Consider the following 25,521-nt stretch of genomic DNA (forward strand, 5'->3'; position numbering starts at 1 on the left):
CCTCCTCCCTGTAGCCCATCCGCTTGCAGCCTGGACGTTTGCAGCGTCGGCGCGACGGCTCCCGGGGACCACTCGGGATGGCTCTGTAACGGCCGGAGTCACTGGGTGATAGTCCAAGCGAACCACTTGGTCTGCTGCAACACGAGGGCAGGCCTCCACCGAATGGACGAAGGCATGGCCCAGCCGCCCCCATACCCCCATCCCGACCAGCCACCTGCAGGGGCGCAACAGCCGTACGGGTCGGCACCGCAAGGCAATGGATACCTGCAACAGCCTTACGGCTATCCAGGTCAGCCTGGAACTGTGCCAGGCTATGGAGCCGTCCAGGCCCCGCCCCCGCAGCCGGGGAAGCGGAAGAAGTCGAAATGGCCTTGGGCTGTGCTGGCAATCCTTGTGATTTCCATCCTCAGCGTCCAGTCGTGCAGTCGAGGTGACTCCACCCCGAGTCCCAGCCGATCCTCGAACGTGGGTAGCGGCGCGACGACCACACAGCCGGAGGACCCCGCCAAGCTTGATCCGGCCACCTATCAGGAAATCTCGGAGCGGGACTTTGCTCTGCTGGTGAAGGACCCGGATGCTTTTTCGGGGCGGAAGATCGTCGTCTACGGCCGAGTGACCCAGTTCGACTCAGCCACCGGTACCGACCGCTTCCGAGCCGACACCGCCGCTGTCCTGCAGGACAGCCCGTACGACTACGACGAGAACACCGCCATCGAGGCCGACGACCCCGCCCTGGTGGCCGACGTGGTCGAGGACGACATCGTCAAGATGTACGTCGAGGTGGACGGGTCGTACTCCTACGACACCCAGATCGGGGGCCGTACCACCGTGCCGAAGTTTACCGTGAACATCATCGAGCTCATGCCGAGTGATCCAGCGTCCACATCGCGCATGACCATCCCCGTTCCCCCCTCGACGGTCAGCGCACCCCGCACGGCGGCACCACTACCGACTGTTCCCGGTGCCGACGCGCAGGGTTTCATCGGTGTTCCGGGGGGACGCTGCAACTACACCAACTCGGCGGTGCTCATCGGCCGTACCCCGCAGTCGCTGGTGGTCATCTGCGAGACCGGGGTCGGGCGGCTGTACTACAAGGGTGTACGGCTCAGCGACGGCGCGCCCATCGAGATCGACGATCCGGTCCGCACGGAACTCGGGTACGTCGTGACGAACGAAGGCGTGCAGTACTGGATCGACCGGGACGCGCTCATCATCACTCGAGCAGATACGCGACTGGCCGAGGAGCCGATGCTGCAGTACTGGGCACGCTGAAGGCGACGAACCACCTGCTCAGGTATGGACGACATCTCGCCAATGCTTGCACACGTTCGTACGTTCGGAACTCGGATTGCCCCGGAAGGCTGACCCCACCTCGCCGGTCGACTGAGACACGACGAGCGCAGCAAGGGAGGGCCCGCCGCGACGGAAGGAGTCTTCGGACAATAGGTCGAGTACGCGCCCCAGCCCGTCGGTGGCGTGCGGCAGTTCGGCAAGACTGATATCGGCGCACCTCGCCATCTTGAGCGTCACACCGTCGACAATCCAACGAGGCAGTCTGCCTGCGCTGGATTGAGGCAAGGACGTGCCCACACTTTGCCCACACGCGTGCGTCAGTGAGCATGGTGTGATGGGGTGTGCGCGAAAATCCCTGTTCAGGGGTTCAGCGACCGGCTGACCTCGGTCACGTCTGGGGTTCGAAACCCTCCGCCCCCACCGGAAATGTGGCGGTGAGAGACATGTTCAGGGGCAGGCCTCGATGGGGTTTCTGCCCGGCAAGCGTCGACGTCCGCTGACGCAGCCGGACTCGTGGGGTCGCGCCCGGGGTCTTCGGACTCTGTCGTGGCTGGGCAGGGTTTGCTGTGCTCGTGTTGTGAAGGTGCCCCTGCTCACGTCGTTCGAGGGCTGTCGGGCCGATCGGATCGGACGGGACCTGCTGGCCGGCCTGACGGTGTGGGCGGTTCTGGTGCCCGAGGCTCTCGCGTACGCCACGAGCGCCGGGGTGTCCCCGGTGATCGGCCTGTACGCCGCGCCCGCGGCCCTGCTCCTCTACGCGCTGTTCGGCAGCTCCCGGCACCTGGTGGTGGGGCCGATGGCGGCCACCGCGGCGCTTTCGGGTGCTGCTGTTGCCGGCATCTCCGGTGACGCCGATGCGGCGACGCTGACGGCCGGTCTGGCGCTGTTGGTCGGGGCGCTCGGGATCCTCGCGGGCCTGGCGCGTCTGGGGTTTCTGGCTTCCTTCATCTCCGAACCGGTGCTGAAGGGGTTCATCGTCGGCTTGGCGCTGACGATCATCGTCGGGCAGCTCCCGAAGCTCTTCGGAGTCCCGAGGGGGGAGGGGGACTTCTTCGAGAAGGCATGGCACCTGGTCACGTCGCTGGGCGGGACGAACGGCTGGACGTTGGCCGTCGGCGCCGGTTCCCTCGCGGTCGTCCTGGTCCTGCACCGGGTGTCGCCCCGGCTGCCCGCCCCGCTGGTCGCGGTCGTCCTGGGCATCGTCGCCGTCTCGGTTTTCGATCTCGACGCCGAGGGAGTGGAGATCGTCGGGCGGATCGAAGGCGGGCTACCTCCGCTCGGGCTCCCCAGCGTCTCTGGATCCGACTATGCCGCGCTGCTCGCGTCGGCGGCAGGGATCCTGCTGGTGGCGTTCGCCGAGGGCATCGGCGCAGCCAAGAACTACGCCGCCCAGGAACACTACGAGATCGATCCGAACCAGGAGCTGCTCGGGGTGGGCGCAGCGAACATCGGCGCAGGACTGTCCTCCGGAATGATCGTCAACGGGTCCCTGTCGAAGACCGCCGTCAACGCCTCGGCCGGGGCGGTGTCGCAGATCTCCGGCATCGTCGTGGCGGCGCTGACGGTGATGACGCTGCTGTTCCTGACCGGTCTGTTCGCGAACCTGCCGGAGGCGACCCTCGCCGCCGTGGTGATCGCGGCCGTCATGAGACTCGTCGATGTCCGGGGGCTGCGCAAGTACGCGCGTCTGGCCACCCCGAGCCTGCGGCGGATCTACGGCGTCACGGCGTATGCGGACTTCCTCGCCGCGGCGAGCGCCATGGTGGGTGTGCTGGTCCTCGACATCCTGCCCGGGCTCTTCCTCGGTGTCGCGGTGTCGGTCCTGCTACTGCTGTTCCGCGCCTCGCGGCCCCACGTCGCCGAGCTGGGCCGCACACCGGACAGCGGCCGCTGGGTCGACCTGCAGCGCCATCCCGACGCGGTCACCGAGCCCGGGATCGTGGTGCTGCGGCCCGAGGCCGGGCTGATCTACGCCAACGCCGACAACGTGGCAGCCGCCGTACGTGGCCACGTCCACGACGACACGCGGGCCGTCGTCCTCGACACCGCCTCCGTGCCGGGAATCGACATCACCGCCGTCGAGATGCTGGACCGGTTGTACGCCGACCTCGAGCACCACCGCATCCGGCTGCTCTTCGCCGGCGAGATCGGCCAGGTGCGCGACCTGCTCGACGCGACCGGCATCGCCAGTGTCGTCACAGACGCACACTCGACGGTCGACGCGGCCGTCACCGCGGCCCGTCGCAACCTCGACCACCCGCCGGACACCGACCCGACGTCGGCGTGACCTCCAGGACCGGGGGCGGGACCCGCGGGTCGTCGGAGGACCTTGGCCTCTATGGTGCGCAGTGCCGGGAGACGCGGCATGGCAGTGGCGGACGGCCGAGGCACACGGACTCGGCGCGAGCCACCAGGGGAAGGAGAAGACGATGCCGAAGGTATCGAAAGCCACCGCGTCCCGCATGGTCGTCCCGGGTTACACGGACGAGTACAGCCAGGAAGTCGCGGGCTGGCTGGTCAGCATCGAAAGCGCCTCCGCGGACATGGACTATGCGCCGTTCTTCAAGGGCGGGCCGAACGACCAGTGCCGGCGAGCCACATGGGCTATGTGCTCAAAGGGAAGTTCGGTGTCCGGCGAGCCGACGGCGTCGAGGAGATCTTCGAGGCCGGGGACGCCTTCGTCCTCGAGCCGGGGCACACGCCCTTCGTGTTCGCCGGAACCGAGTACGTGACCTTCACTCCCGCCGAGGAGGCGAAGCAGCAGGCTGCGGTGATGATGCCGAACGCGATGAAGTGGGCGGAAGAGAACGGGATCGAACTGAAGCTGCCGGACCAGGAGGCGACTTCCTAGCTCGTACGGGTCGCAGTCGCCGACCTCGGCAGAGTCGAGTGATGCGGACGGTCCTTCCGCGGCAGGAGCAGACATACCCCGACCGCATCTGCTGACAGGGGAAGCTCCTGCCCTTGCACCAGACGGCTCCCGACGAGCTCGGCGAGTGCCCATCACCCGCCAGTACTCCTCGGCCTACCAGACTTCACGGCCGAGCCGTACTTTGCCGGGTTCCACGGGGACCTCCTGGCCGGACTCGAAGACGCGAGGCTCTCGGGCAAGCGTGTTGTTCACGCATCGGGAGTGCAGGTGTCTGGCATAGTCGGTCCCGGTCCGACGTCCGGGTGGTGGTGGGGTATGCCGTGGCTTTCGTGATTCGCCGATCCGTCCGTAGCGCTGTGTTCGCGATCGCGTTCGCACTGGTTGCGACCGTCTCCGGCGCCGGCAGTGCGGGCGCCGCACCGCTGCTGCCCGCCCCCGATCCGGACCCGTTCTACGCCGCGCCGGCCGATCTCGCGGCCCGCGCACCGGGCGACGTGCTACGGGTCCGGCAGTTGCCGCCCTCGTACTACTTCCCGGGCAGCACCGTGTGGGAAGTGCTGTTCCGCACCACGGATTCGCAGGATCGACCCGTCGCGGCGAACACGACCTTCGTGCGGCCGGCGCATCACGTGCAGAACGGGCCGCTGCTGTCGTATCAGCACATCATCAACGCGCTCGGGCACAAGTGCAAGATCGTCTCCCAGCTCTACACCAGCCATCCGTTGCACCAGATCCGGGAGGCCGCCGGACTCAATCTTGCGCTGGCGCGCGGGTGGGCGGTGGCGCTGCCCGACCATCTGGGCCCGCGGATGGCCTACGGCGCCGCCAAGCTCGGCGGCCGGGTCACGCTGGACGGAATCCGCGCCGTGCAGCGCGTGCCGGAACTGCAGGTGGCGGACAGCAAGGTCGCGCTGGGCGGCTATTCGGGGGGCGGGATGGCCACCTCGTGGGCCGCGGCGCTGGCCCCGGAATACGCCCCGGAGCTGAACATCGTGGGAGCTGCCGAGGGCGGTGTCCCGATGAACCTGGTGAAGATGGCCGAGAGTCTGGGCACCGCCCCGCATCCGGCGTTCGGCCTCGCGATGGCTGCCGCACTCGGGCTCGAACGCGAGTATCCCGACCGCATTCACGTCACCCCGCAGCTCAACGCCCAGGGACACTGGCTCAAGCAGCTGATCGCCAACGGCTGCACCAACGAGATCATGTTCTGGGGAGTCGGTCGCAGCGCGGCCGAGATGACCGACAACCGCCGCTTCCTCGACGATCCCGCTGCGCGGACGGTGATGGAGGAGAACAGCCTCGAGCTGTATGCCGGCGTGCCGAAGGCCCCGATCTTCGAATGGCACAGCCCGACCGATGCGCTCATCCCGGTCGACTCCGTGGTCGCCACGATGCGCCGCTACTGCGCGGCCGGGGTGCCGGTGCAGACTCTCCTGACCCCGACGCCGGATCATCTCTCCGCCGCCGCCCTGGGCCTGTTCCCCGCTCTGGACTGGGTCGACGCGCGGTTCCGCGGCGAACCGGCGCCCAGCACCTGTTGACGCCTCCGACCTTTGGGTAACTGCCCACGTCGGCGATCGCTGCGGATCTACACTCGGCGCATGGCTGCGCTGCGGGCGGTGGACGAGATGGTCGACTTCGCGAAGATCGACGATCGGGCCCCGTCGGTGGCCCGGCTGTTCGTCGACCGGGTAGCCGCGACGCCGGAGGCCGAGGCTTTCCGGTATCCCGAGGGGGACGGCTGGGGAAGCACGACCTGGCAGCAGGTCGGCGACCGGGTCACCGCACTCGCCGCCGGCTTGATCACCCTGGGAGTCGAACCCGAGGAGCCGGTCGCGATCGCCTCCTCGACCCGGTACGAATGGGTGCTCGCGGACTTCGCGATCATGTGCGCCGGCGCCGCGACCACCACCATCTATCCCACCACCAACGCACCCGACGTCGCCTTCATCGTCGCCAACTCGGGCAGCGCCGTCGTGGTCGCGGAGGACTGGACCCAGGTCGACAAGCTCGTCGCCCACCGCGCCGACCTGCCCGACGTGCGGACTGTCGTGGTCGTCGACGGCGAGGGCGACGGGGACTGGGTCGTCACCCTCGCGGACCTGGAGACTCGGGGCCGTGCACTGCTCGCCGACTCGCCCTCCGTCGTCGCCGACCGGGTGGACGCGATCCGTCCCGAACAGTTGGCCAGCATCATGTACACCTCCGGCACCACCGGGAAGCCGAAGGGCGTGCTGCTGCCGCACTCGGGGTGGACGTACACCGCCGCGGCCGTGGACGCGGTGAACATCCTCGGCCCCGACGACCTGAACTTCCTCTGGTTGCCGCTGTCGCACGCCTTCGGCAAGGTGATGCTGGCGTTGCCGCTGCAGCTCGGCTTCACCACGGTGATCGACGGCCGCGTGGAGAAGATCGTCGAGAACCTCGCTGTCGTGCGCCCCACCTTCATGGGCGCCGCCCCGCGCATCTTCGAGAAGGCGCATGCGCGCATCGAGGCGATGGTCGCCGAGGAGGGCGGGGCGAAGAAGAGGATCTTCGACTGGGCCGTCGGCGTCGGGCTGCGTGTCTCGCAGGCCAGGCAGGAGGGCCGCACCCCGTCCGTCCTCGACCGGCTCCGGTACCGGATCGCCGACCGGCTGGTGTTCTCCACCGTGAAGGAGCGTTTCGGCGGTCGCCTGCGGTTCTTCGTCTCGGCGGCAGCGCCGCTCGACCGCGCAGTCGCGCAATGGTTCGATGCTGCCGGCATCATCATCCTCGAGGGGTACGGCCTGACCGAGACGTCCGCCGCGTCGTTCATCAACCGTCCCTACGCGTACCGGCTCGGCACCGTGGGCTGGCCTTTTCCCGGCACGGAGGTGCAGATCGCCGAGGACGGCGAGGTGCTCCTGCGCGGCCCCGGTGTGATGGACGGCTATCACGAGCGGCCCGAGGCCACCGCGGAGGCGCTCGAACCGGACGGCTGGTTCCACACCGGCGACATCGGGGAACTCGACGCCGACGGATTCCTGCGGATCACCGACCGTAAGAAGGACCTGTTCAAGACCAGCCAGGGCAAGTACGTCGCACCGTCCGCGATCTCGGCCACCTTCAAGGGCATCTGCCCGTACGCCGGCGAGATCGTCGTGTACGGCGAGAGCCGTCCGTATTGTGTCGCCCTCGTCGGTCTCGATGCCGAGGCGATCACCGATTGGGCGGCCAAGAACGGCATGGCCGGCCGGGAGTTCGGTGACATCGCCCGGGACGAGCGGACACACGCGCTGATCGCCGACTGCATCGACCGGCTCAACGACCGGCTCAACCGCTGGGAGCAGATCAAGAGGTTCGCCGTCCTCGATCGGGAGCTGTCCATCGAGGCGGGAGACCTGACACCGAGCATGAAGCTGCGCCGCAAACTGGTGGTCGACAACTTCGCCGACCGAATCGAGCAGTTGTACGCCTGACGTCCGGGTTCAGGCACCCGATCCGGTACAGACTCGACCGGCATGATCAGGAACTCGACCGCCGGGGCGTCGACGGCGTCCGAGGTTTCTCGACACGGGTCGGCATCCACGCGCCGGCCCGGAATCCGCCCACGTCACGGAGTGTGCGGATTCCGAAGTCGCGGGCGGACCTACCGGGCGCATCGTCACCTGGAATCCGTCGGGAGACGTCATGATCGTCGGAGGCGCCGGTCAGGCCGATCCTGAACCCGGCGCTGTTCCGGCCGGGGACGGGCAGAACCTACGACCGGGTGCGCTCTCCGGCCGTCTCGTACGCTTCCGCCAGCAGCGCGACGACGCCGTCGTCGAGCTGGTCCGGGGTGGCGATGCTCAAGCGGTGCGTGGTCACCTTCGCGGTGGTCGGGAAGGCCTCCCGCAGCTGCGGGTGGTGGACCCGCCGCGGCAGGTCGACGGCGATCTCCAGCCGCGACGAATAGACGAACGCCGCCGCGAACACCCGGCCGCGTCCCCACCGCACCTCGGCGGGACGGACCTGCTCCTCGACGTCGCCGCCGAGGCCCAGCACGAGTGTGCGGAGCCGGCAGAACATGTCGACGGCGGCGTCGTCCTTGTCGGCCAGGTAGTCGTCGATCGTCGCGTGCATCGCGGGCTCCTCGCCTGGGTGGCTCAACGGGACCGGCCGTAACGGTCGGCGAGCTTGTCTTCGGTGCTGCGCTCCACCGGGGCGGGCGCCGGCTCGGCCTCGGGTGCGGCCGCGGGCGCCGGTTCCTTCCGCTTGCGGCGCTCGCGCAGCTCCGCCCACACGAAGTACCCCAGGCCCAGCGGCGCCATGATCCCGAACGCCACCCACTGCAGCCCGTACGACAAGTAGGGGCCGGCGTCGAGCTGCGGCAGCGGGATCGTGCCCAGCCCCCCGGCCTGGTTCTCGGACAGCTGCAGGTATCCGCCCGTCAGCTCCAGCCCGGTGAACGCCGCGATCTGCGCGGGATCGATCGAGTAGACCTGGGTGCGGCCGGCGTCGCGGAACGGGGTCCTGCCCTCGGCGGTTCCCTCGGACATCCGCAGGCGCGCATCGACGGTCACCGTGCCGGTGGGCGGCGGGGCGAACGCGGGGATCTCCGTACCCCGTTCGGGACGCACGTATCCGCGGTTCACCAGGACGGTGCGGCCGTCGGCGAACCGAAACGGTGTGAGCACCTCGTAGGCGGGGGAGGACTCGACGCTGCGCAACCGCACCAGCAGATCCGAGTCCGGGAGGTAGGAGCCGGTCGCGACGACGCGCCGCCACTCGTCCTCCGGAGCCGGCGCGGGGCCGGAGAGGAGCTCCTCGACCGGCACGGGGTCCGTGGCCAGCGAGGCGGTGATCCGGTCGTTGCGCTCCTCGGTGGTGGTGTTCTTGCCGAGCTGCCACGGCGCGAGCACGGTGAAGCACGCGTAGGCGAAGCCGCCCACCACCAGGGCCAGCACCAGCCAGCTCGGGCGGAGCAGGAACGTCAGTCGTCGCACGTAACCACGGTAGCCGGTGACGCGGGCCTCAGTGCCGTCGCACCCAGTCGAGCAGACCCGGGATCGCCGCCTCGATCTGCCGCCGGACCAGTTCGAACTCGTGCCGGTCACCGTAGTACGGATCCGGAACCGACTCGCCTTCCGCGTCCGGGTCGAAGCTGCGCAGCAGCGCCCGGCGCTCGGCGGGCACCCCGAGCTGCGCGAGCATCCGGTCGTGACCGGCGTCCAGGGCGACCACCAGATCGGCGGCGAGCTGCTCGTCCGTCACGCGCCGGGCACAGTGCCCGATCGGGTAGCCGTGCCGCCGCAACAGATCCGTGGTGCGGGGATCCGCGTCCTCGCCGGCATGCCAGTCGCCGGTGCCGGCGCTGGTGACCCGCACCCGCTCGGCGAGACCGGCCCGGCGGAGATGCTCGGCGAAGATCTTCTCCGCCATCGGCGAGCGGCAGATGTTGCCGGTGCACACGAACGTCACGTGCAGGCGCTCAGCGGCCACCGGTCAGCACCCTCGTCAGTTCGCCGACGCTGGACGTGGACCGGTGCGCGTCGGCCGCCTCGTCGGCCGCGCCGTACCCCCACTCGACGAACACCGTCGGGATGCCCCATCGCGCCGCGCCCGTCACGTCGTGCTCGCGGTCACCGACCATGACCACGCCTCCGGTGCCGCCGTCGGCGGCGGCGACCGGGTCCACCCCGAGCGAGACGAGACTGTGCGCGATCACGTCCGCCTTCGCCCGCCGGGTCCCGTCGTCGCTCGCGCCGCCGATGAAGTCGAAGTGGCCGGCCAGCTCGAAATGCTCGAGGATGCGGACCGCGAAGTTCTGGTTCTTCGACGTCGCGACGGCGAGCCGGCTGCCGGCGTCGCGCACTCGCCCGAGCATCGTCGCCACCCCGTCGAAGACGGAGTTCTCCGCCCAGCCACGCTCGTCGTAGCGCTCGATGTACGCGGTGAGGGCCCGTTGCACCTGCTGCTCGTCGAGGCCGAGTCCGCGCAGGGTGTCGATCATCGGCGGACCGAGGACGCGTTGCGGCTCGTCGTGCGCCGGTTCCGGAACGCCCACCGTGGCGAGTGCATGCCGGAACCCGTCGATCACGCCCGCCGCCGAGTCCGTGAGGGTGCCGTCGAGGTCGAACAGCACCACGGGTGCCGGCAACAGCAGCGGAGGCAGATCGGCGAGAGTCGTCACGCCCTCATTCTCCCGGCTGGCGGCGAAGCCCGCCGCGTAGGGTCGGGGACAGTTGCCGGGACGACGGAGGAGGAGCGGTGACGGCGGTGACGCTGCGCGAGGTGATCGACGTGCTGGAGACGGCCTACCCGCCGTCGCTGGCAGAGTCGTGGGACTCTGTCGGACTGGTCGCCGGCGATCCCGACGAACCCGTGAACCGGGTGCTGCTCGCGGTCGACGCCACCGCCGCCGTGGTCGACGAAGCCCTCGACTGGGGCGCACAACTGCTCCTCGTGCATCACCCGCTGCTGCTGCGCGGTGTCGACACCGTCGGCGCGCACACCCCGAAGGGCGCCCTGATCCACCGGCTCATCCGGGGTGGCTGCGCGCTGTTCACCGCCCACACCAACGCCGACCGCGCCGATCCGGGCGTGTCCGACGCGCTGGCGCAGGCGCTCGGCCTGACCGGACTCAGGCCGATAGAGCCCAAGCCCGAACCGGCCGTCGACAAGTGGGTGGTCCTCGTGCCCGCCGACTCGGCCGAACAGGTGCGCGCCGCCCTGTTCGATGCCGGTGCGGGCCGGCTCGGCAACTACCGCGAGTGCTGCTGGACGACCTCCGGGACCGGACAGTTCCGTCCCGAGGCCGGAGCGGATCCGGCAATCGGCACCGTCGGCGACCTCGAACGCGTAGCCGAGGACCGCATCGAGGTCGTCGCCCCGCGCGCGGTGCGCGGCCGGGTGCTTTCCGCTCTGCGCGCGGCGCACCCCTACGAGGAACCCGCGTTCGACGTGCTCGAACTGGCCGAACTACCCGGCTCGCGGGGCCTTGGCCGCGTCGGCGACCTGCCGGTGCCGCAGACGCTGCGCGAGCTCACCGAACGCGTCGCCGCGGCACTGCCGGCCACCGAGGGGGGGGTGCGCGGTGCCGGCGACCCCGACCGGATCGTCCGCACCGTCGCGGTGTGCGGCGGCTCCGGCGACTCCTTCCTCGGCACCGTCACCCGGCTCGGCGTCGATGCGTACGTCACCGCGGATCTGCGGCACCATCCGGCCGACGAGCACCTGCGTACCGGCGGGCCCGCGCTCGTCGACGTCGCGCACTGGGCCAGCGAGTACCCGTGGTGTGCGCAGGCGAAAGGTGTGCTCGACGCCGCCTTCGCCGACCGCGACGGGTGGGCGGCCCGTGTCAGCGAGCTGCGCACCGATCCCTGGACCACCGCCGCCCGGTAGGTCCGGGTTCCTCGTGACCGCCCGCGCGGTACGGTAGGCAGCTACCACCCCCCACGATCTCGCCGCCGAAAGCAGGAACCCGCCGAGTGAACGTCGAACCCGCCGTGCAGTCCAAGCTCCTGGCCCTCGCCGCTGTGGACACCGAGGTGACCCGCCTGGCGCACCGGCGCCGCACCCTGCCCGAACAGCAGGAGGTCGAACGGCTCGAGGCGGAACGCACCGCGCGGCGGGACGCCGCCGTCGCCGTCGAGATCATCCTCGACGACCTCGACCGCGACATCCGCAAGCTCGAAGGGGAGGTCGAGGCGGTCCGCCAACGGGAGGAGCGCGACCGCAAGCTCCTCGCCGGCGGCAGCGTGGCCGCCAAGCAGCTGTCCGAACTCCAGCACGAACTCACCAGCCTCGAACGGCGGCAGGCGCTGCTCGAGGACGAACTGCTCGAGGTCATGGAACGCCGGGAGGCGTCCAAGGCCGATCACGACCACGCCGGCGCGCGGCTGTCGAGCGTCGATGCGGAACTCGCGGACGCCGTCCGTCTGCGCGACGAAGCGCTCGCCGACATCGAGGTCGCCGAGCACCGGTGCCTGAGCGACCGCGCGGCGCTCGTGGAGGCCTTTCCCGCCGAGCTCGTCGACCAGTACGAGGCGCAGCGGTCGAAGACCGGCATCGGCGCAGCCCTGCTGCAGGCGCGACGGTGCGGCGCGTGCCGTCTCGAACTCGACCGCGGCGAGATCTCTCGCATCGCCGCCGCCCCGCCCGAGGCGCTCGTGCGCTGCCCCGAGTGCAACGCGATCCTGGTGCGCACCAAGGAGTCCGGGATTTGAGCCGGGTCGTTGTCGAGGCCGACGGCGGCTCGCGCGGCAACCCGGGTCCGGCCGGCTACGGTGCGGTGGTCTTCGATGCCGACCACGAGACGGTGCTGGCCGAGCGCAGCGCGAGCATCGGCCGCGCCACCAACAACGTGGCCGAATACCAGGGCCTGATCGCCGGATTGACCGCTGCCGCCGAACTCGGGGCCGACGAGGTCGACGTCCGGATGGATTCCAAGCTGGTCGTCGAGCAGATGTCGGGCCGATGGAAGATCAAGCACCCGGACATGATTCCGCTCGCCGCGCGCGCCCGCGAACTGGCCGCGGGATTCTCGCGGATCGAGTTCGCCTGGGTGCCGCGCGCGGAGAATGCCTACGCCGACCGGCTCGCCAACGAGGCGATGGACGGTGCTGCCTCGGCCGCGGCGGGTTCCGAACCGCCGTCTTCCGCGTCGGCGAAGGCGCCGGGCTGGACCGGCGCCGTCGGCACGCCCACCCGGATGCTGCTGCTGCGGCACGGGCAGACCCCGTTGTCGGTGGAGCGCCGCTACTCCGGGCGTGGCAACCCGCCGCTGACCGAACTCGGCCGCGCGCAGGCGCACGCGGCTGCCCGCCGTATCGGCGAGCGGGGCAACATCGCCGCGGTGGTCTCGTCGCCGCTCGGGCGGGCGCGGGAGACCGCCGATGCCGCCGCGGCGGTACTCGGTCTGCCCGTGACCGTGCACGACGGGCTCCTCGAGACCGATTTCGGCAAGTGGGAGGGACTGACCTTCGGCGAGGCGGCGCAGCGTGACCCCGAGGTGCACCGTCGCTGGCTGGGGGACACCTCGGTGCGTCCGCCGGGCGGGGAGAGCTTCGACGAGGTCCGCGGCCGTCTCACTGCCGTCCGGGACGATCTGGTCGCGGAGTACGGCGGGGCGAACCTGCTCGTGGTCTCCCACGTCACGCCGATCAAGACACTGCTGCAGATGGCGCTCGACGCCGGGCCGTCGCTGCTCTACCGCCTGCACCTGGACCTCGCGTCGCTGAGTATCGCCGAGTTCTATCCCGACGGTGGCGCGGCCGTGCGCCTGGTCAACGACACCTCGCACCTGTAGGCGACGGACCGATCCCTGCGCGTGCGGACGCCCGATCCCGGCGCCCGCACGCGTCGTTCCGCCGTTCACACCTGGAGCTTTCGGAGCGTACGCAGGTTCCGCGTCGTGGTCACCGCCTTGTAGCGGGGCTTGCCGAGGTTCCGGCCGAAGGCGCCCCGGACCGTCTGCCCGCGCTCGACGTCCCAGTACAGGACCCCGTCGCCCCGGGCGACGCGCTCGACAGCCGGGTCGAGGTCCGCTGTCGTCACCGCGAGCTCGTCCAGAACCGCGGGCTCGGCGACGAAGACCGCGTATGCGTGCCGGCCGTCGCGCTCCTGGAACGGGTAGGCGTCGACGACAGCCGCGACGGCAGCCTGATCGTGGACGAACACGAACGCCTCGTAGCCGAAGCGGGCGCGCAGCGCCGCCTCGATCCGCGCCTTCGATTCGGCGGTGTCGGCCGTGCCGGCGTCGAACACCACATTGCCCGACGCGAGCACGGTGCGGACGTTCCCGAAACCGAGTCCGGTGAACACGTCCTTCAGATCCGCCATCGCGATGGTGATGCCGCCGACGTTGATGCCGCGCAGCAGAGCCACATATCTCGCCATGGCGGTACCGTAGTTCGCATTTGCGACACGTGAGGCAGTACGCTGATCGACGCGGACGAGTTGGCCGGGCGACCGCGGCACAGGGAACCGGCACCGTGGCGGTGCCAGGCCCTGGATCGAGGAAAGTCCGGACTCCACAGAGCAGGGCGGTTGCTAACGGCAACCCGAGGTGACTCGCGGGACAGTGCCACAGAAAACAGACCGCCCACCCCTCGGGGTGGGTAAGGGTGAAACGGTGCGGTAAGAGCGCACCAGCACCCCGGGTGACCGGGGTGGCTCGGTAAACCCCGCCCGGAGCAAGGTTGAAGGCCGCACCGACCCGGTCGGTGCGGCTGCGCAGGTGTCCGAGGGCTGCTCGCCCGAGCCTGCGGGTGAACCGCTCGAGGTACCCGGCGACGGTGTGCCCAGATGGATGGTCGCCACCCCGCCTCGGCGGGGTACAGGATCCGGCTTACAGGCCGGCTCGTCCGCCCACCCGGCTCAGATCGGGGCGACGACCAGCAGGTGCGCCCAGTAGGAGGCGGCCTCGTGCCCCAGGTAGGGGAGCAGGAAGTCGTAGAGCAGGTACGACATGCGATTCCTTTCGCGTCGTCGAGCGGGGACCAGGGGCCGACGGTACCAGCCGCGCCGCCGCGCGCGAGTTACCCCGAATCTCGGCGCCGCGTGGGGCAGACTGGGAGTCATGAGCGACGAGGGCTGGTACTACGACGTACACACCGGAAAGGTCAGCCAGGGGAAGGACCCCAGTGCGCTGAACCGCATGGGGCCGTACCCGGACCGCGCCACCGCCGAACGGGCACTCGAGATCGCGGCCGAGCGCAACAAGGCTGCGGACGAGGCCGACGAGGAATGGAACCGCTGAGCGGTTCCTCGGCACGGTGACGCACACCCGCATCGTCGTCGCCCCCGCGATCGACTTCGGTGCCGTCCGAACCGAATTCGCGCTCGACGACGATTACCCCCTGTCCGCCGTCGCCGAGTCCGAGGCCGCGGCCGACCGCTGGTCCGCCGCGCGGGTGGACCGCACCGATCTGCCCCTGGTGACCATCGACCCGCCGGGATCGATGGACCTCGACCAGGCCCTGCACCTCGAACGGACCGTCGACGGTTTCGTGCTGCACTATGCGATCGCCGACGTCGCCGCCTTCGTCACCCCCGGCGGCGCGCTCGACCGCGAGAGCAGACGCCGCGGTCAGACCTACTACCTGCCCGACGGGTCGGTCCCGCTGCATCCGCGGTCGTTGTCCGAGGACGCGGCCAGTCTGCTGCCCGGCCGCGTGCGCCCGGCCGCGCTGTGGCGCCTCGTTCTCGACGAGACCGCCGAGCCGGTGGACGTGACCGTGCGGCGCGCACTGGTCCGATCCGTCGCACGGTTCGACTACGCCGGAGTGCAGGCCGGTGTCGACGCCGGGGTCGTGCATCCGTCGATCGCGGCGCTGCCGGAGTTCGGCCGGCTCCGCGAAGCCGCGGCCCGGGCCCGTGGCGCGATCGAACTGCGACTGCCCGAACAGGACGTGATCGCCGACGGGAACGGCTGGCGGTTGACCACCCAGCCGCGTACGGAGGTCGACGACTGGAACTCCCATGTGTCGCTGCTGACCGGAATGTGCGCGGCGCAGATGATGCTCGACGCACGGATCGGGTTGCTGCGAACCCTGCCGGCGGCCGCCCCCGAGGCTGTGGCGCAACTGCGGCGCACCGCCGTTGCCCTGGGGGTGCCCTGGCCGGAAGGCCTGCCGGTGGGCAGTTTCCTGGCCGGCCTCGATGTGAACGTGCCCGCCACCCTGGTGCTGATGAGCGAGGCCCCGGCGCTGCTGCGCGGCGCGTCGTACGTCGCGTTCGACGGCGAGCTGCCGGAGCAGCCGGGTCACGGGGCGATCGGGGCGCCCTACGCACACGTCACGGCGCCGCTGCGGCGGCTGGCCGACCGGTTCGTGACGGAGGTGTGCCTGGCGGTCTGTGCCGGCACGGACGTGCCGGCACCGGTGCGGGCGGCGCTGCCGGAACTTCGCGAGACCATGATCGGTTCCGACGCGCTCGCCGGGAAGGTGACCCGCGCGTGCATCGCACTCACCGAGGCGACGGTCCTCGCCCCGCACGTGGGGGAGTCGTTCGATGCGACGGTCCTGCGCGCGACCAACGGCCGCCGGGACGCCGAGGTGTTCGTGCCCGACGCCACCGTGATCGCACCGTGCACCGGGGAGCCGAAGGAGGGCAGCCGAATCCGGATCCGGCTGACGCACGCCGACCCGCAGACCCGGAAGGTGCGGTTTGCGTACCCGGCGTGACGGCGCTGCCGGCCGGGAGCGGCGGCCGCGGGGCCTGTTCGCCGGCGTCGCCGCCGGGCTGGTGCTCGTGGTCCTCGCCGCGGTGCTGATGCTCGGCGCGGTACCGAGCAGATACCTGCCCTGGGACACCGCCGATTTCCCGGACGTGGACACCTCGGCGCTGACGCAGCCGCAGACGCGGATCGTGGAGTTGCTCGCGGACGAACACCGCACGCAGCGGCCCGGGACCTTCTATTCCGAGGGCGCCGAGGAGCCGTGGTGCGCGAACTTCGTCAGCTGGATCATGCGGGAAGCGGGGCGTCCGTTGGCCAATCCGCATTCCGGGCACTGGCGGATCCCCGGCGTGTACACCCTGCAGGAGTACTACGAGTCGGCCGGCCGGTTCGAACCGGCCGCCGGCGGCTACCGGCCGGTGGTGGGGGATGTGGTGTTGTACGAGAACGAGTTGTGGGTCGGCCAGCACACCAACATCGTCGTCGCGGTCGACGGCGACACCGCGACGACCGTCGGTGGAAACGAACTCGGCCGCATCCGCGTGCACACCGTCGACGTCACGGCCGACTCGGCGGTCGTCGGGTTCGGCCGCCTCGAATGAGGTTCAGCGGAAGCGGTCGGTCGCCTCGAGCAGGTGATGGGTGATGCCGGGTTCGTTCGCCGCGTGCCCGGCGTCGTCGACGACGACGAAGTCCGATCCGGGCCATGCCTTGTGCAGCTCCCACGCGCTCGTCGCCGGGCAGACCACGTCGTAACGGCCCTGCACGATCACGCCCGGAACGGTGCGCAGCCGGCCGGCGTCGCGCAGCAGCTGCCCTTCCTCGAGGAAGCCGCGGTTGCGGAAGTAGTGGTTCTCGATGCGGGCGAACGCCAACGCGAAACGCGGGTCCGACGTCTCCGCCACTCGTTCCGGCGCGGGCAGCAGGGCGCTGGTCGCACCCTCCCACGTCGACCACGCCACGGCGGCCCGCAACGCGACGTCGGGGTCGGGCGAATGCAGCAGCCGGTGGTACGTGTCGACCGGATGCTCGTCCTCCGGCGCGCCGGTCAGCGGTTCCAGGAAGCGCTCCCACAGCTCGGGGAACAGTTGTCCGGCACCACCGTTGTAGTACCAGTCGATCTCGCTGCGGCGGAGCAGGAAGATGCCGCGCAACACCAGCTCGGTGATCCGGTGCGGGTGCCGTTGTGCATAGGCCAGCGCCAGTGTCGACCCCCACGAGCCACCGAACACCTGCCAGCGGCCGATCCCCAGCCGCCGTCGCAGGGTTTCGATGTCGGCGAGCAGGTACTCGGTGGTGTTGGCGGACAGATCGGCGCCGTCGGCGACGTGCGGGACCGACCGGCCGCAGCCGCGCTGATCGAACAGCACGATCCGGTATGCTTCCGGATCGAAGAACTGCCGGTGTGCGGGAACGGTCCCGCCGCCGGGGCCGCCGTGCAGGAACACCACCGGTTTGCCGGTCGGATTACCGCTGACCTCCCAGTAGATGCGCTGACCGTCACCGACATCGAGCATGCCCTGCTCGTGCGGTTCGATCGGCGGGTACGGCTGCCGCAACGGCATCAGAAGCCGACCAGCGCGGAGGCCAGGGTCGGGATCTGCAGCGCCTCGAGTGCCTCGCTGCGCACCTCGGGGCACTGGGCGGAGGCGATCGCGTCGACCCGGTCACGGTCCCGGGCGAGCGCCAGCATGTCGATGCCGTTGCGGGCGGCCCATTCGCCGACCAGCAGGTTCAGACCGGGCTTGCTCATGGACGGGGTGTAGGTGCGCCAGCTCTGCAGCTGGGCCTCCATCTGCGAGCACAGCTCGGCAGCCTGGGTTTCGGTGACCCCGCTCGGAAGCGTGCTCGGCTCCGCCGCCGCGCCGGTCGTCGGCTGCGACGACGCCGAACCCGTCCCGGTGGGGGCGGGCTGACCGCCGGACGCGCACCCGGCCAGGGCGGCGATCGTCGCACCGGCGACGGCAACGGCGAACAGTGTGCGACGGGGACGAATCATCTGCGATGCACCTCGTGGGTCGGTAAGGCCCGGGCCTACGGGCGAGGGAACCTGCGGCCGGACCGGCCGCAGGTGTCCTCGTCCTGCCGGATCAGAAGGAATGCTCGGGACCGGGGAACGTCCCGGCCGCCACCTCTGCAGCATATTCGGCGGCCGCGCGGCGCAGCTCGTCGCCCACGCTGCCGAACTTCTTGACGAACTTCGCGGTCCTGCCGCTGGTGTATCCGGCCATGTCCTGCCACACGAGAACCTGGGCGTCGCACTCGTTTCCGGCACCGATCCCGACCGTGGGGATGGTCAGCTTGCGGGTGACCTGACCGGCGATGTCGGCGGGCACCATCTCCATGACCACGGAGAAGGCGCCGGCCTCCTGCACGGCGATGGCGTCGGCGACGAGCTGTTCGGCGCCGTCGCCGCGGCCCTGCACGCGGAACCCGCCGAGGCTGTTGACCGACTGCGGGGTGAACCCGACGTGCGCCTGGACGGGGATTCCGGCGGCGGTGATCGCGGCGATCTGCGCGGCGACCCGCTCGCCGCCCTCGAGCTTGACGGCGTGGGCGCCGCCCTCCTTCATGAAGCGGATGGCGGTGGCGAGGGCCTGCTCCGGCGATGCCTCGTAGGTGCCGAACGGCAGGTCGGCGATCACCAGTGCGTGCGGGGCGCCGCGCACCACGCCGCGTACGAGGGGGAGCATCTCGTCGACCGTGACCGGCACGGTGGTGTCGTAGCCGTAGACGACGTTCGCGGCGGAGTCACCCACGAGCAGCACCGGGATGCCGGCCTCCTCGAAGATGCGGGCGCTCGAGTAGTCGTACGCCGTCAGCTCGGCCCAGCGCCGGCCCTCGGCCTTCATGGCCTGCAGATGATGGACCCGCGTCTTGCGGCGAGGAGCGTCGGACGGAGTCGAGCCGCCGTAGAGGGCAGCGGTGGATTCGGACATCAGAGGTCCCTTTCTGCCTCGAGGCCCGTGCGGGTCCCCGGGTTGGGTGATGACGGTCTCAGTCTGCCACCGGCGTCATCCGCGCAGTAGCGGCACCGGCGGTGCGATTGGTCACACCCGCCGCTCGGCCGGTCCCGAACCGCCGCACCGGCCACGGGACCTCCCGTGGCACCATCGCTGGGTGTCGTCCCTTCCACTCCGCGCCGCGTCGCGCGCCGTCGCGGTGACCGCCGTGGTGCTGCTCGCCGCAGGGTGCAGCACCACGACCGAGACCGCGCCGCCGCGGACGGCACCGCTCGGCGCCCCGGCCGGCCTCGAGCAGTTCTACGGACAGCCGGTGCAGTGGGAGTCCTGCCGGGACTACGACACCGACGCCGGCCCGCTGCCGCGCGGCGTGCAGTGTGCGCGGATCACGGTGCCGCTGGACTACGACTACCCGGGCGGGCAGACGATCACCGTGGCGATCTCCCGTTCGCCGGCCTCGGGGCAGCGAATCGGCTCGCTGCTCGTCAACCCCGGCGGACCGGGCGCGGCCGGGCTCGGGCTCGCCACCGTCGCCGACGGCACCGAGCTGACCGACCGTTTCGACGTGATCGGCTTCGATCCCCGCGGCATCGGCGCCTCCGAACCCGCGGTGCGCTGCCGCACCGACGCCGAGGCGGACGCCGACCGCGCGTTCGACGACGGCGACATGAGTGCCGAGGGCATCGCGCGGACGGAGCAGCGGCACCGCGACTACGCCGACACCTGCGCGCAGCGCACCGGGACCGACCTGCTCGCCCACGTGGGCACCCGCGAAGTGGTGCGCGACATGGACGTGATCCGCTCCGTCCTCGGCGACGAGAAACTGAACTATCTCGGCTTCTCGTACGGCACCCGGATCGGCACGCTCTATGCGGAGACCTTCCCCGACCGGGTGCGGACGATGGTGCTCGACGGTGCGCTCGATCCCGGGCAGGATCCCCTCGACGAGGTCCTGCTGCAGGCGGCCGGCTTCCAGACCGCGTTCGACGCCTTCGCGGCGGACTGCGCCCGCTACGACGACTGTGCGCTCGGCACCGACCCGGCTGCGGCGGTGGAGAAGTTCCGCGCTCTCGTGGATCCGCTGATCGCGGCGCCCGCGGACACGACGGATCCACGGGGACTGAGCCACCGGGACGCGATCACCGGGGTGCAGCAGGGTCTGTACACGCCGCGGTTGTGGGGTTCGCTGCGGGCAGGCCTCGCGGCGCTGACCGACGGCCGGGGCGACACGCTGTTGCTGCTCGCGGACCTGTACGAGGGACGCGGCGACGACGGCACCTACACCAACGCCACCGACGCGTTCAATGCGATCCGGTGCGTGGACGATCCGCCGGTGACCGACCCGGCTGTCGCCGCCGAGGCCGACCGGCTGTACCGGCAGGCGGCGCCGTTCCTCGACGACGGCCGGGCGAGCGGCGCCGCGCCGCGGGACCTGTGTGCCTTCTGGCCGGTGCCGCCCACCGGCGCGCCGCACACCCCGGACGTGCCGGGCCTGCCCACCGTGCTCGTCGTCTCCACCACCGGCGACCCTGCGACGCCGTACCAGGCGGGGGTGGACCTCGCGCGGCAACTCGGCGGCGCACTCGTCACCTTCACGGGTACCCAGCACACCGTCGTCCTGGACGGCGAGAGCTGCGTCGACGACCCGGTGACCAGCTACTTCGTGACCGGGCAGGCGCCCGCCGCGGACCTGCGGTGCTGACCACCCGCCGATGTGAGCGACACGCCGGAGCCACAACCCGCGGATGTAACACGGATTTAACGCACTGTGCCTAGTCTCGGCCGTATGGATCGCCAGAAGGAGTTCGTGCTCCGCACCCTCGAAGAGCGCGACATTCGGTTCGTGCGCTTGTGGTTCACCGACGTCGTCGGAACCCTCAAGTCGGTGGCGATCGCCCCGGCCGAACTCGAAGGAGCCTTCGAGGAGGGTATCGGGTTCGACGGCTCGGCCATCGAGGGCTTCTCCCGCATCTCCGAGGCCGACATGGTCGCCCGTCCGGACGCCTCGACCTTCCAGGTGCTGCCGTGGGCCGACGGCAAGGGCCAGCAGTACTCGGCCCGCATGTTCTGCGACATCACCATGCCTGACGGCACCCCCAGCTGGGCCGACCCGCGACACGTGCTGCGCCGCCAGCTCAACAAGGCGTCCGACCTGGGCTTCAGCTGCTACGTGCACCCCGAGATCGAGTTCTTCCTCATCGAGAACGGTGAACAGGGGGCGCTGCCGGTGCCCGCCGACGACGGCGGCTATTTCGACCAGTCGGTGCACCGCTCGGCCCCGAACTTCCGCCGCCACGCCATCGACGCGCTCGAGTCGATGGGCATCTCCGTCGAGTTCAGCCACCACGAGACCGCACCCGGCCAGCAGGAGATCGACCTGCGGTACGCCGACGCGCTGTCCATGGCCGACAACGTGATGACCTTCCGCTACGTGGTCAAGGAGATCGCGATGTCGGAGGGCGTGCGCGCGACGTTCATGCCCAAGCCGTTCCGCGAGCACGCGGGCTCGGCGATGCACACCCACATGAGCCTGTTCGAGGGCGAGAACAACGCCTTCCACGACCCCGACGATCCGCTGCAGCTCTCGGCGACCGGCAAGGCGTTCATCGCCGGGGTGCTCGAACACGCCAACGAGATCAGCGCCGTGACCAACCAGTGGGTCAACTCCTACAAGCGCATCGTGCACGGCGGCGAGGCGCCCACCGCGGCGTGCTGGGGCCCGTCCAACCGTTCCGCCCTGGTGCGGGTGCCGATGTACACGCCGAGCAAGGCGTCGTCGCGCCGGGTGGAGATCCGCACACCCGACTCGGCCTGCAACCCGTACCTGACGTTCGCGGTGCTGCTCGCCGCCGGCCTGCGCGGCATCGAGAAGGGCTACGAGCTCGGACCCGAGGCCGAGGACGACGTGTGGGCGCTGACCTCCGCGGAACGGCGTGCGATGGGATACCGCGAGCTGCCCACCGACCTCGACATCGCCCTGCGGGAGATGGAGAAGTCGGAACTGATGGCCGAGGCGCTCGGCGAGCACGTGTTCAACTTCTTCCTCCGCAACAAGTGGACGGAGTGGGAGAACTACCGCAGCCAGGTCACTCCCTACGAGCTGGACCAGTACCTGGGCTTGTAACCCCTTGCCGGCCGCGGCCGCACGGGGAGTCGCCGCGGACCGGACGGTTGACGACGACGAAGAGGTGAGGTCCGTGCCCACTCGGGCGGCAATGTCCCGCGCCGGAACGAAGCCATCATGGTGAGACCCCCGGCGGCGCGCTCGGCGATACCGAGCGCCGGGCGGCTCGGCCTGCTCGCCCCGTCCGCGCCGGACGAGCTCCGGCAGCTCGGCTGGACCGGCACCGAGAGCACCGAACTGCTGTGGGCGCTCTCACGCGCGCCCGACGCGGACCTCGCGCTGCGGACCCTGGCCCGCCTGCACGACGCGCTCGGGGAGGGGTGGGCGGAACTCGACGCCGCACTGCGCACCGACAAGGGACTGCGCGGACGGCTGTTCGGCCTGTTCGGTGGCTCGTCCGCCCTCGGTGACCACATCGTCGCCCACCCGGACCGGTGGCGTGGTCTCGCCGGGACGCTGCACCTGCCCGACCGGCGAACCCTCACCGAGCGGATGCTCGGCTGCGTCGACGCCGAGCCCGAGGCCGGGACAGGCGAGAATCGTCTGATCTACCGGGCGAAGATCACCGGTCCGGACGCGGTGGCGGCCCTGCGCACCGGCTACCGCGATCAGTTGGCGCTGCTCGCGGCCGCCGACCTCGCCGCCGTGGTGGAGAACGAGCCGGTCCTGCCGTACCTCGAGGTGGGCCAACGGCTCGCGGACCTCGCCGACGCGGCGCTGACGGCGGCCCTGGCGGTGGCCGTCGCCAATGTCGTCACCGACGGACCCTGCACCGTCGACCTGGCCGTGATCGCAATGGGCAAGTGCGGGGCCCGCGAGCTGAACTACGTCAGCGACGTCGACGTCGTGTTCGTCGCCGAACCGTCCGATGCCCGCGCCAGCCGCATCGCCGGGGAGATGATGAGGATCGGCACCTCGGCGTTCTTCGACGTCGACGCCGCGCTGCGTCCCGAGGGCAAGCGCGGCGAACTGGTCCGCACCCTGGACTCGCACGTCGCGTACTACCAGCGCTGGGCGAAGACCTGGGAGTTCCAGGCGCTGCTCAAGGCCCGGCCGATGACCGGCGACCTCGACCTCGGCCGCCGCTACGTCGAGGCGCTCAGTCCGATGGTGTGGACGGCGTCCGAGCGGGATGCCTTCGTGCCCGAGGTGCAGGCGATGCGCCGGCGCGTCGAGGAGCTCGTGCCCGCCGAACTGCGCGAGCGCGAACTCAAGCTCGGCCGTGGCAGCTTGCGCGACGTCGAGTTCGCGGTGCAGCTGCTGCAGCTCGTGCACGGCCGCGCCGACGAGTCACTGCGCGTGCCGAACACGGTGCAGGCGCTGTCCGCCCTCGCCGGCGGGGGATACGTCGGGCGCGACGACGCCGCGAACCTGCGGGCCTCCTACGAGTTCCTGCGGTTGCTCGAGCACCGGCTGCAGCTGCAACGGCTCAAACGCACGCACACGCTGCCGCCCCCGGAGGACCGGGAGGCGATGCGCTGGCTCGCCCGCGCCGCGCACATGCGCCCGGACGGCCGGCACGACGCGCTCGGCGTGCTCGAGGCGGAGATCAAGCGCAACGCGGCGCGGGTACGCAAACTGCACGCGAAGCTGTTCTACCGCCCGCTGCTCGAGTCGGTCGCCCGGGTGGACAAGGAGGCGCTGCGGCTGTCGCCCGACGCCGCGATCCGCCAGCTCGCCGCGCTGGGCTACGGCGCACCCGAGAACGCGCTCGGCCACCTGACGGCGCTGTCCGGCGGTGCCTCGCGCAAGGCCCGCATCCAGGCGCTGCTGCTGCCCCAGCTGCTCGAGGCACTGGGGGAGACGAGCGACCCCGACGCCGGCCTGCTCGCCTACCGCCGCCTGTCGGAGGCGCTCGTCGATCGGGTGTGGTTCCTGCGGACGCTGCGCGACGAGCCGTCCGTCGCGGACCGGCTCATGACGGTGCTCGGCTCCTCCGCCTACGTGTCCAATCTGCTGGTCCGGGCCCCGGACGTCGTCCGGCTCTATGCCGACGGCGCCAGCGGTCCCCGGCTCCTCGAACCGCAGCCCGAGGAGGTCGCCAAGGCCATCGTCACCTCCTCGGCCCGCTACGGCACTCCCGACAAGGCCATCAACGCGGCCCGGTCGCTGCGCCGGGCCGAACTCGCCCGTATCGCCAGCGCCGACATCCTCGGCATGCTGGATGTACCGCAGGTGTGCCGCGCGCTGTCCGCCGTGTGGGCGGCCGTGCTCGAGGCTGCCCTGACGGCCGTGATCAAGGCGTCCGAGCTGGAGGACGGGCCGGCTCCGGCACGACTCGCGGTGATCGGCATGGGCCGCCTCGGCGGTGGCGAGCTGGGCTACGGATCCGACGCCGACGTGCTGTTCGTGTGCGAACCGACTGCCGGCGCGGACGAGACCGCCGCGGTGAAGTGGGCCAACCAGGTCGCCGAGCGGGTGCGCGCCCTGCTCGGTGCGCCGAGCACGGATCCGCCGCTCGAGGTCGACACCGGGCTGCGCCCCGAGGGGCGCAGCGGCCCGATGGTGCGCACCCTCGCGTCTTACCAGGCGTACTACGCGCAGTGGGCGCAGACGTGGGAGGTGCAGGCACTGCTGCGGGCCGACGCGGTGGCCGGGGACGCCGACCTCGGGCTGCGCTTCCTGCACATGATCGACGCCACCCGCTACCCGGCCGGCGGTGTGTCGGACGAGGCGGTGCGCGAGATCCGCCGGATGAAGGCCCGCGTCGACTCGGAACGGTTGCCGCGCGGCGCCGATCCCGCCACACACACCAAGCTGGGCCGCGGCGGTCTGGCCGACATCGAGTGGACCGTGCAGCTGCTGCAGTTGCAGCACGCTCACAACATCGAGTCGCTGCACAACACGTCGACGCTCGAGACGCTCGACGCGATCGGTGCCGCCGAACTGCTCAGCACCGCGGACGTCGCACTGCTGCGCGACGCGTGGCTCACCGCCACTCGCGCCCGCAACGCGCTCGTGCTGGTGCGCGGCAAACGGACCGATCAGCTGCCCGGTCCCGGGAAGCTGCTCTCGGCGGTGGCGCAGGTCGCCGGCTGGCCGGGGGGTGACGCCTCCGAGTTCCTCGACCACTATCTGCGGGTCACCCGGCGTGCGCGAGCTGTCGTGGAACGCGTGTTCGGGACGTGAGATCCGGATCCAGCTGCCG

The 25,521-nt window shown here is 70.7% G+C and carries 22 protein-coding genes and 1 other RNA gene; 15 read left to right on the forward strand and 8 right to left on the reverse strand.

Annotated elements, in window-relative coordinates:
* The first annotated feature begins 612 nt into the window (after positions 1–612).
* The 5 genes from QYS60_RS04000 (at position 613) to QYS60_RS04020 (ending at position 7,605) form a co-directional block, all read left to right on the forward strand.
* A complete protein-coding gene (locus QYS60_RS04000; RefSeq protein WP_371382491.1) occupies positions 613–1,272 on the forward strand; it encodes a hypothetical protein in 660 nt (219 codons plus the stop codon).
* Positions 1,273–1,870: 598 nt separating this feature from the next.
* Entirely contained in the window at positions 1,871–3,580 is a 1,710-nt protein-coding gene (locus QYS60_RS04005; RefSeq protein ID WP_371382492.1) for a SulP family inorganic anion transporter, read from the forward strand.
* A 297-nt stretch (positions 3,581–3,877) separates the two neighbouring features.
* A complete protein-coding gene (locus QYS60_RS04010; RefSeq protein WP_371382493.1) occupies positions 3,878–4,144 on the forward strand; it encodes a hypothetical protein in 267 nt (88 codons plus the stop codon).
* 377 nt (positions 4,145–4,521) lie between these two features.
* Complete coding sequence (locus tag QYS60_RS04015) at positions 4,522–5,706, forward strand: lipase family protein (protein WP_371382510.1); 1,185 nt, start codon at positions 4,522–4,524, stop codon at positions 5,704–5,706.
* Positions 5,707–5,766: 60 nt separating this feature from the next.
* Positions 5,767–7,605, forward strand: coding sequence for a long-chain fatty acid--CoA ligase (locus tag QYS60_RS04020; RefSeq protein WP_371382494.1), 1,839 nt, complete (start codon positions 5,767–5,769; stop codon positions 7,603–7,605).
* Between the two features lie 280 nt (positions 7,606–7,885).
* Here QYS60_RS04020 and QYS60_RS04025 read toward each other — a convergent pair whose 3' ends face one another.
* From QYS60_RS04025 to QYS60_RS04040, 4 genes are read right to left on the reverse strand one after another with little or no spacing between them, the layout of a single operon-like run.
* Positions 7,886–8,248, reverse strand: a complete 363-nt coding sequence (locus tag QYS60_RS04025; RefSeq protein WP_003937083.1) for a DUF5655 domain-containing protein — start codon at positions 8,246–8,248, stop codon at positions 7,886–7,888.
* 23 nt (positions 8,249–8,271) lie between these two features.
* Complete coding sequence (locus QYS60_RS04030) at positions 8,272–9,111, reverse strand: SURF1 family protein (RefSeq protein ID WP_371382495.1); 840 nt, start codon at positions 9,109–9,111, stop codon at positions 8,272–8,274.
* A gap of 28 nt (positions 9,112–9,139) precedes the next feature.
* A complete protein-coding gene (locus tag QYS60_RS04035; protein ID WP_003937085.1) occupies positions 9,140–9,607 on the reverse strand; it encodes a low molecular weight protein-tyrosine-phosphatase in 468 nt (155 codons plus the stop codon).
* Positions 9,597–10,298 (reverse strand): HAD hydrolase-like protein, encoded by a 702-nt coding sequence (locus QYS60_RS04040; protein ID WP_003937086.1) that lies wholly within the window; start codon positions 10,296–10,298, stop codon positions 9,597–9,599. Before QYS60_RS04040 ends, QYS60_RS04035 begins: the two co-directional genes overlap by 11 nt.
* A 77-nt stretch (positions 10,299–10,375) precedes the next feature.
* On the opposite strand from QYS60_RS04040, the gene QYS60_RS04045 reads away from it, so the two are divergent.
* The 3 genes from QYS60_RS04045 to QYS60_RS04055 all read left to right on the forward strand — a co-directional run bounded on the left by QYS60_RS04045 (position 10,376) and on the right by QYS60_RS04055 (position 13,415).
* The gene (locus tag QYS60_RS04045) at positions 10,376–11,509 is read left to right on the forward strand and encodes a Nif3-like dinuclear metal center hexameric protein (protein ID WP_371382496.1); all 1,134 of its coding nucleotides are present in this window, start codon (positions 10,376–10,378) and stop codon (positions 11,507–11,509) included.
* 86 nt (positions 11,510–11,595) lie between these two features.
* Positions 11,596–12,333, forward strand: a complete 738-nt coding sequence (locus QYS60_RS04050; protein WP_003937088.1) for a zinc ribbon domain-containing protein — start codon at positions 11,596–11,598, stop codon at positions 12,331–12,333.
* Positions 12,330–13,415 carry a bifunctional RNase H/acid phosphatase gene (locus QYS60_RS04055; protein WP_289378862.1) on the forward strand — a complete coding sequence of 362 codons (1,086 nt, stop codon included), beginning with the start codon at positions 12,330–12,332 and terminating at the stop codon, positions 13,413–13,415. The genes QYS60_RS04050 and QYS60_RS04055 overlap by 4 nt, the downstream gene beginning before the upstream one ends.
* Before the next feature lie 65 nt (positions 13,416–13,480).
* Here QYS60_RS04055 and QYS60_RS04060 read toward each other — a convergent pair whose 3' ends face one another.
* Positions 13,481–14,005: a DUF1697 domain-containing protein gene (locus QYS60_RS04060; RefSeq protein ID WP_371382497.1), complete on the reverse strand. Its 525-nt coding sequence runs from the start codon at positions 14,003–14,005 to the stop codon at positions 13,481–13,483.
* Positions 14,006–14,061: 56 nt separating this feature from the next.
* Between QYS60_RS04060 and rnpB the strand changes: the two genes are divergently transcribed.
* The 4 genes from rnpB to QYS60_RS04080 all read left to right on the forward strand — a co-directional run bounded on the left by rnpB (position 14,062) and on the right by QYS60_RS04080 (position 16,888).
* Positions 14,062–14,475: RNase P RNA component class A (gene rnpB / locus QYS60_RS04065), an RNA gene on the forward strand.
* Positions 14,476–14,687: 212 nt separating this feature from the next.
* Complete coding sequence (locus QYS60_RS04070) at positions 14,688–14,867, forward strand: hypothetical protein (RefSeq protein WP_006947711.1); 180 nt, start codon at positions 14,688–14,690, stop codon at positions 14,865–14,867.
* A 16-nt stretch (positions 14,868–14,883) separates the two neighbouring features.
* Positions 14,884–16,293 carry an RNB domain-containing ribonuclease gene (locus QYS60_RS04075; protein ID WP_003937093.1) on the forward strand — a complete coding sequence of 470 codons (1,410 nt, stop codon included), beginning with the start codon at positions 14,884–14,886 and terminating at the stop codon, positions 16,291–16,293.
* Positions 16,277–16,888, forward strand: a complete 612-nt coding sequence (locus QYS60_RS04080) for a CHAP domain-containing protein (RefSeq protein WP_371382498.1) — start codon at positions 16,277–16,279, stop codon at positions 16,886–16,888. The genes QYS60_RS04075 and QYS60_RS04080 overlap by 17 nt, the downstream gene beginning before the upstream one ends.
* A 3-nt stretch (positions 16,889–16,891) precedes the next feature.
* Here QYS60_RS04080 and pip read toward each other — a convergent pair whose 3' ends face one another.
* The 3 genes from pip to panB form a co-directional block, all read right to left on the reverse strand.
* The gene (gene pip, locus QYS60_RS04085; protein WP_289378853.1) at positions 16,892–17,851 is read right to left on the reverse strand and encodes a prolyl aminopeptidase; all 960 of its coding nucleotides are present in this window, start codon (positions 17,849–17,851) and stop codon (positions 16,892–16,894) included.
* Positions 17,851–18,285 carry a hypothetical protein gene (locus QYS60_RS04090; RefSeq protein WP_371382499.1) on the reverse strand — a complete coding sequence of 145 codons (435 nt, stop codon included), beginning with the start codon at positions 18,283–18,285 and terminating at the stop codon, positions 17,851–17,853. Before QYS60_RS04090 ends, pip begins: the two co-directional genes overlap by 1 nt.
* A gap of 91 nt (positions 18,286–18,376) precedes the next feature.
* Positions 18,377–19,225: a 3-methyl-2-oxobutanoate hydroxymethyltransferase gene (gene panB / locus QYS60_RS04095; protein WP_371382500.1), complete on the reverse strand. Its 849-nt coding sequence runs from the start codon at positions 19,223–19,225 to the stop codon at positions 18,377–18,379.
* A 181-nt stretch (positions 19,226–19,406) separates the two neighbouring features.
* Between panB and QYS60_RS04100 the strand changes: the two genes are divergently transcribed.
* The 3 genes from QYS60_RS04100 (at position 19,407) to QYS60_RS04110 (ending at position 25,502) form a co-directional block, all read left to right on the forward strand.
* A complete protein-coding gene (locus QYS60_RS04100; RefSeq protein WP_371382501.1) occupies positions 19,407–20,951 on the forward strand; it encodes an alpha/beta hydrolase in 1,545 nt (514 codons plus the stop codon).
* Between the two features lie 84 nt (positions 20,952–21,035).
* Positions 21,036–22,373, forward strand: coding sequence for a glutamine synthetase family protein (locus QYS60_RS04105; protein WP_371382502.1), 1,338 nt, complete (start codon positions 21,036–21,038; stop codon positions 22,371–22,373).
* Positions 22,374–22,490: 117 nt separating this feature from the next.
* Complete coding sequence (locus QYS60_RS04110; protein ID WP_371382503.1) at positions 22,491–25,502, forward strand: bifunctional [glutamine synthetase] adenylyltransferase/[glutamine synthetase]-adenylyl-L-tyrosine phosphorylase; 3,012 nt, start codon at positions 22,491–22,493, stop codon at positions 25,500–25,502.
* Positions 25,503–25,521: the final 19 nt, after the last annotated feature.

Origin of the sequence: Rhodococcus sp. GXMU-t2271 (genome assembly GCF_041414735.1) — a bacterium.
GTDB classification, from domain to species: domain Bacteria; phylum Actinomycetota; class Actinomycetes; order Mycobacteriales; family Mycobacteriaceae; genus Rhodococcus; species Rhodococcus indonesiensis.

Bases quoted from the DNA above. Each gene is read 5' to 3' on its own strand.
- QYS60_RS04020 (WP_371382494.1), top strand. From the start codon at position 5,767: ATGGCTGCGCTGCGGGCGGTGGACGAGATGGTCGACTTCGCGAAGATC.
- QYS60_RS04025 (WP_003937083.1), bottom strand. From the start codon at position 8,248: ATGCACGCGACGATCGACGACTACCTGGCCGACAAGGACGACGCCGCC.
- QYS60_RS04060 (WP_371382497.1), bottom strand. From the start codon at position 14,005: ATGGCGAGATATGTGGCTCTGCTGCGCGGCATCAACGTCGGCGGCATC.
- QYS60_RS04070 (WP_006947711.1), top strand. From the start codon at position 14,688: ATGAGCGACGAGGGCTGGTACTACGACGTACACACCGGAAAGGTCAGC.
- pip (WP_289378853.1), bottom strand. From the start codon at position 17,851: ATGCCGTTGCGGCAGCCGTACCCGCCGATCGAACCGCACGAGCAGGGC.
- QYS60_RS04090 (WP_371382499.1), bottom strand. From the start codon at position 18,285: ATGATTCGTCCCCGTCGCACACTGTTCGCCGTTGCCGTCGCCGGTGCG.
- panB (WP_371382500.1), bottom strand. From the start codon at position 19,225: ATGTCCGAATCCACCGCTGCCCTCTACGGCGGCTCGACTCCGTCCGAC.
- QYS60_RS04105 (WP_371382502.1), top strand. From the start codon at position 21,036: ATGGATCGCCAGAAGGAGTTCGTGCTCCGCACCCTCGAAGAGCGCGAC.
- QYS60_RS04110 (WP_371382503.1), top strand. From the start codon at position 22,491: ATGGTGAGACCCCCGGCGGCGCGCTCGGCGATACCGAGCGCCGGGCGG.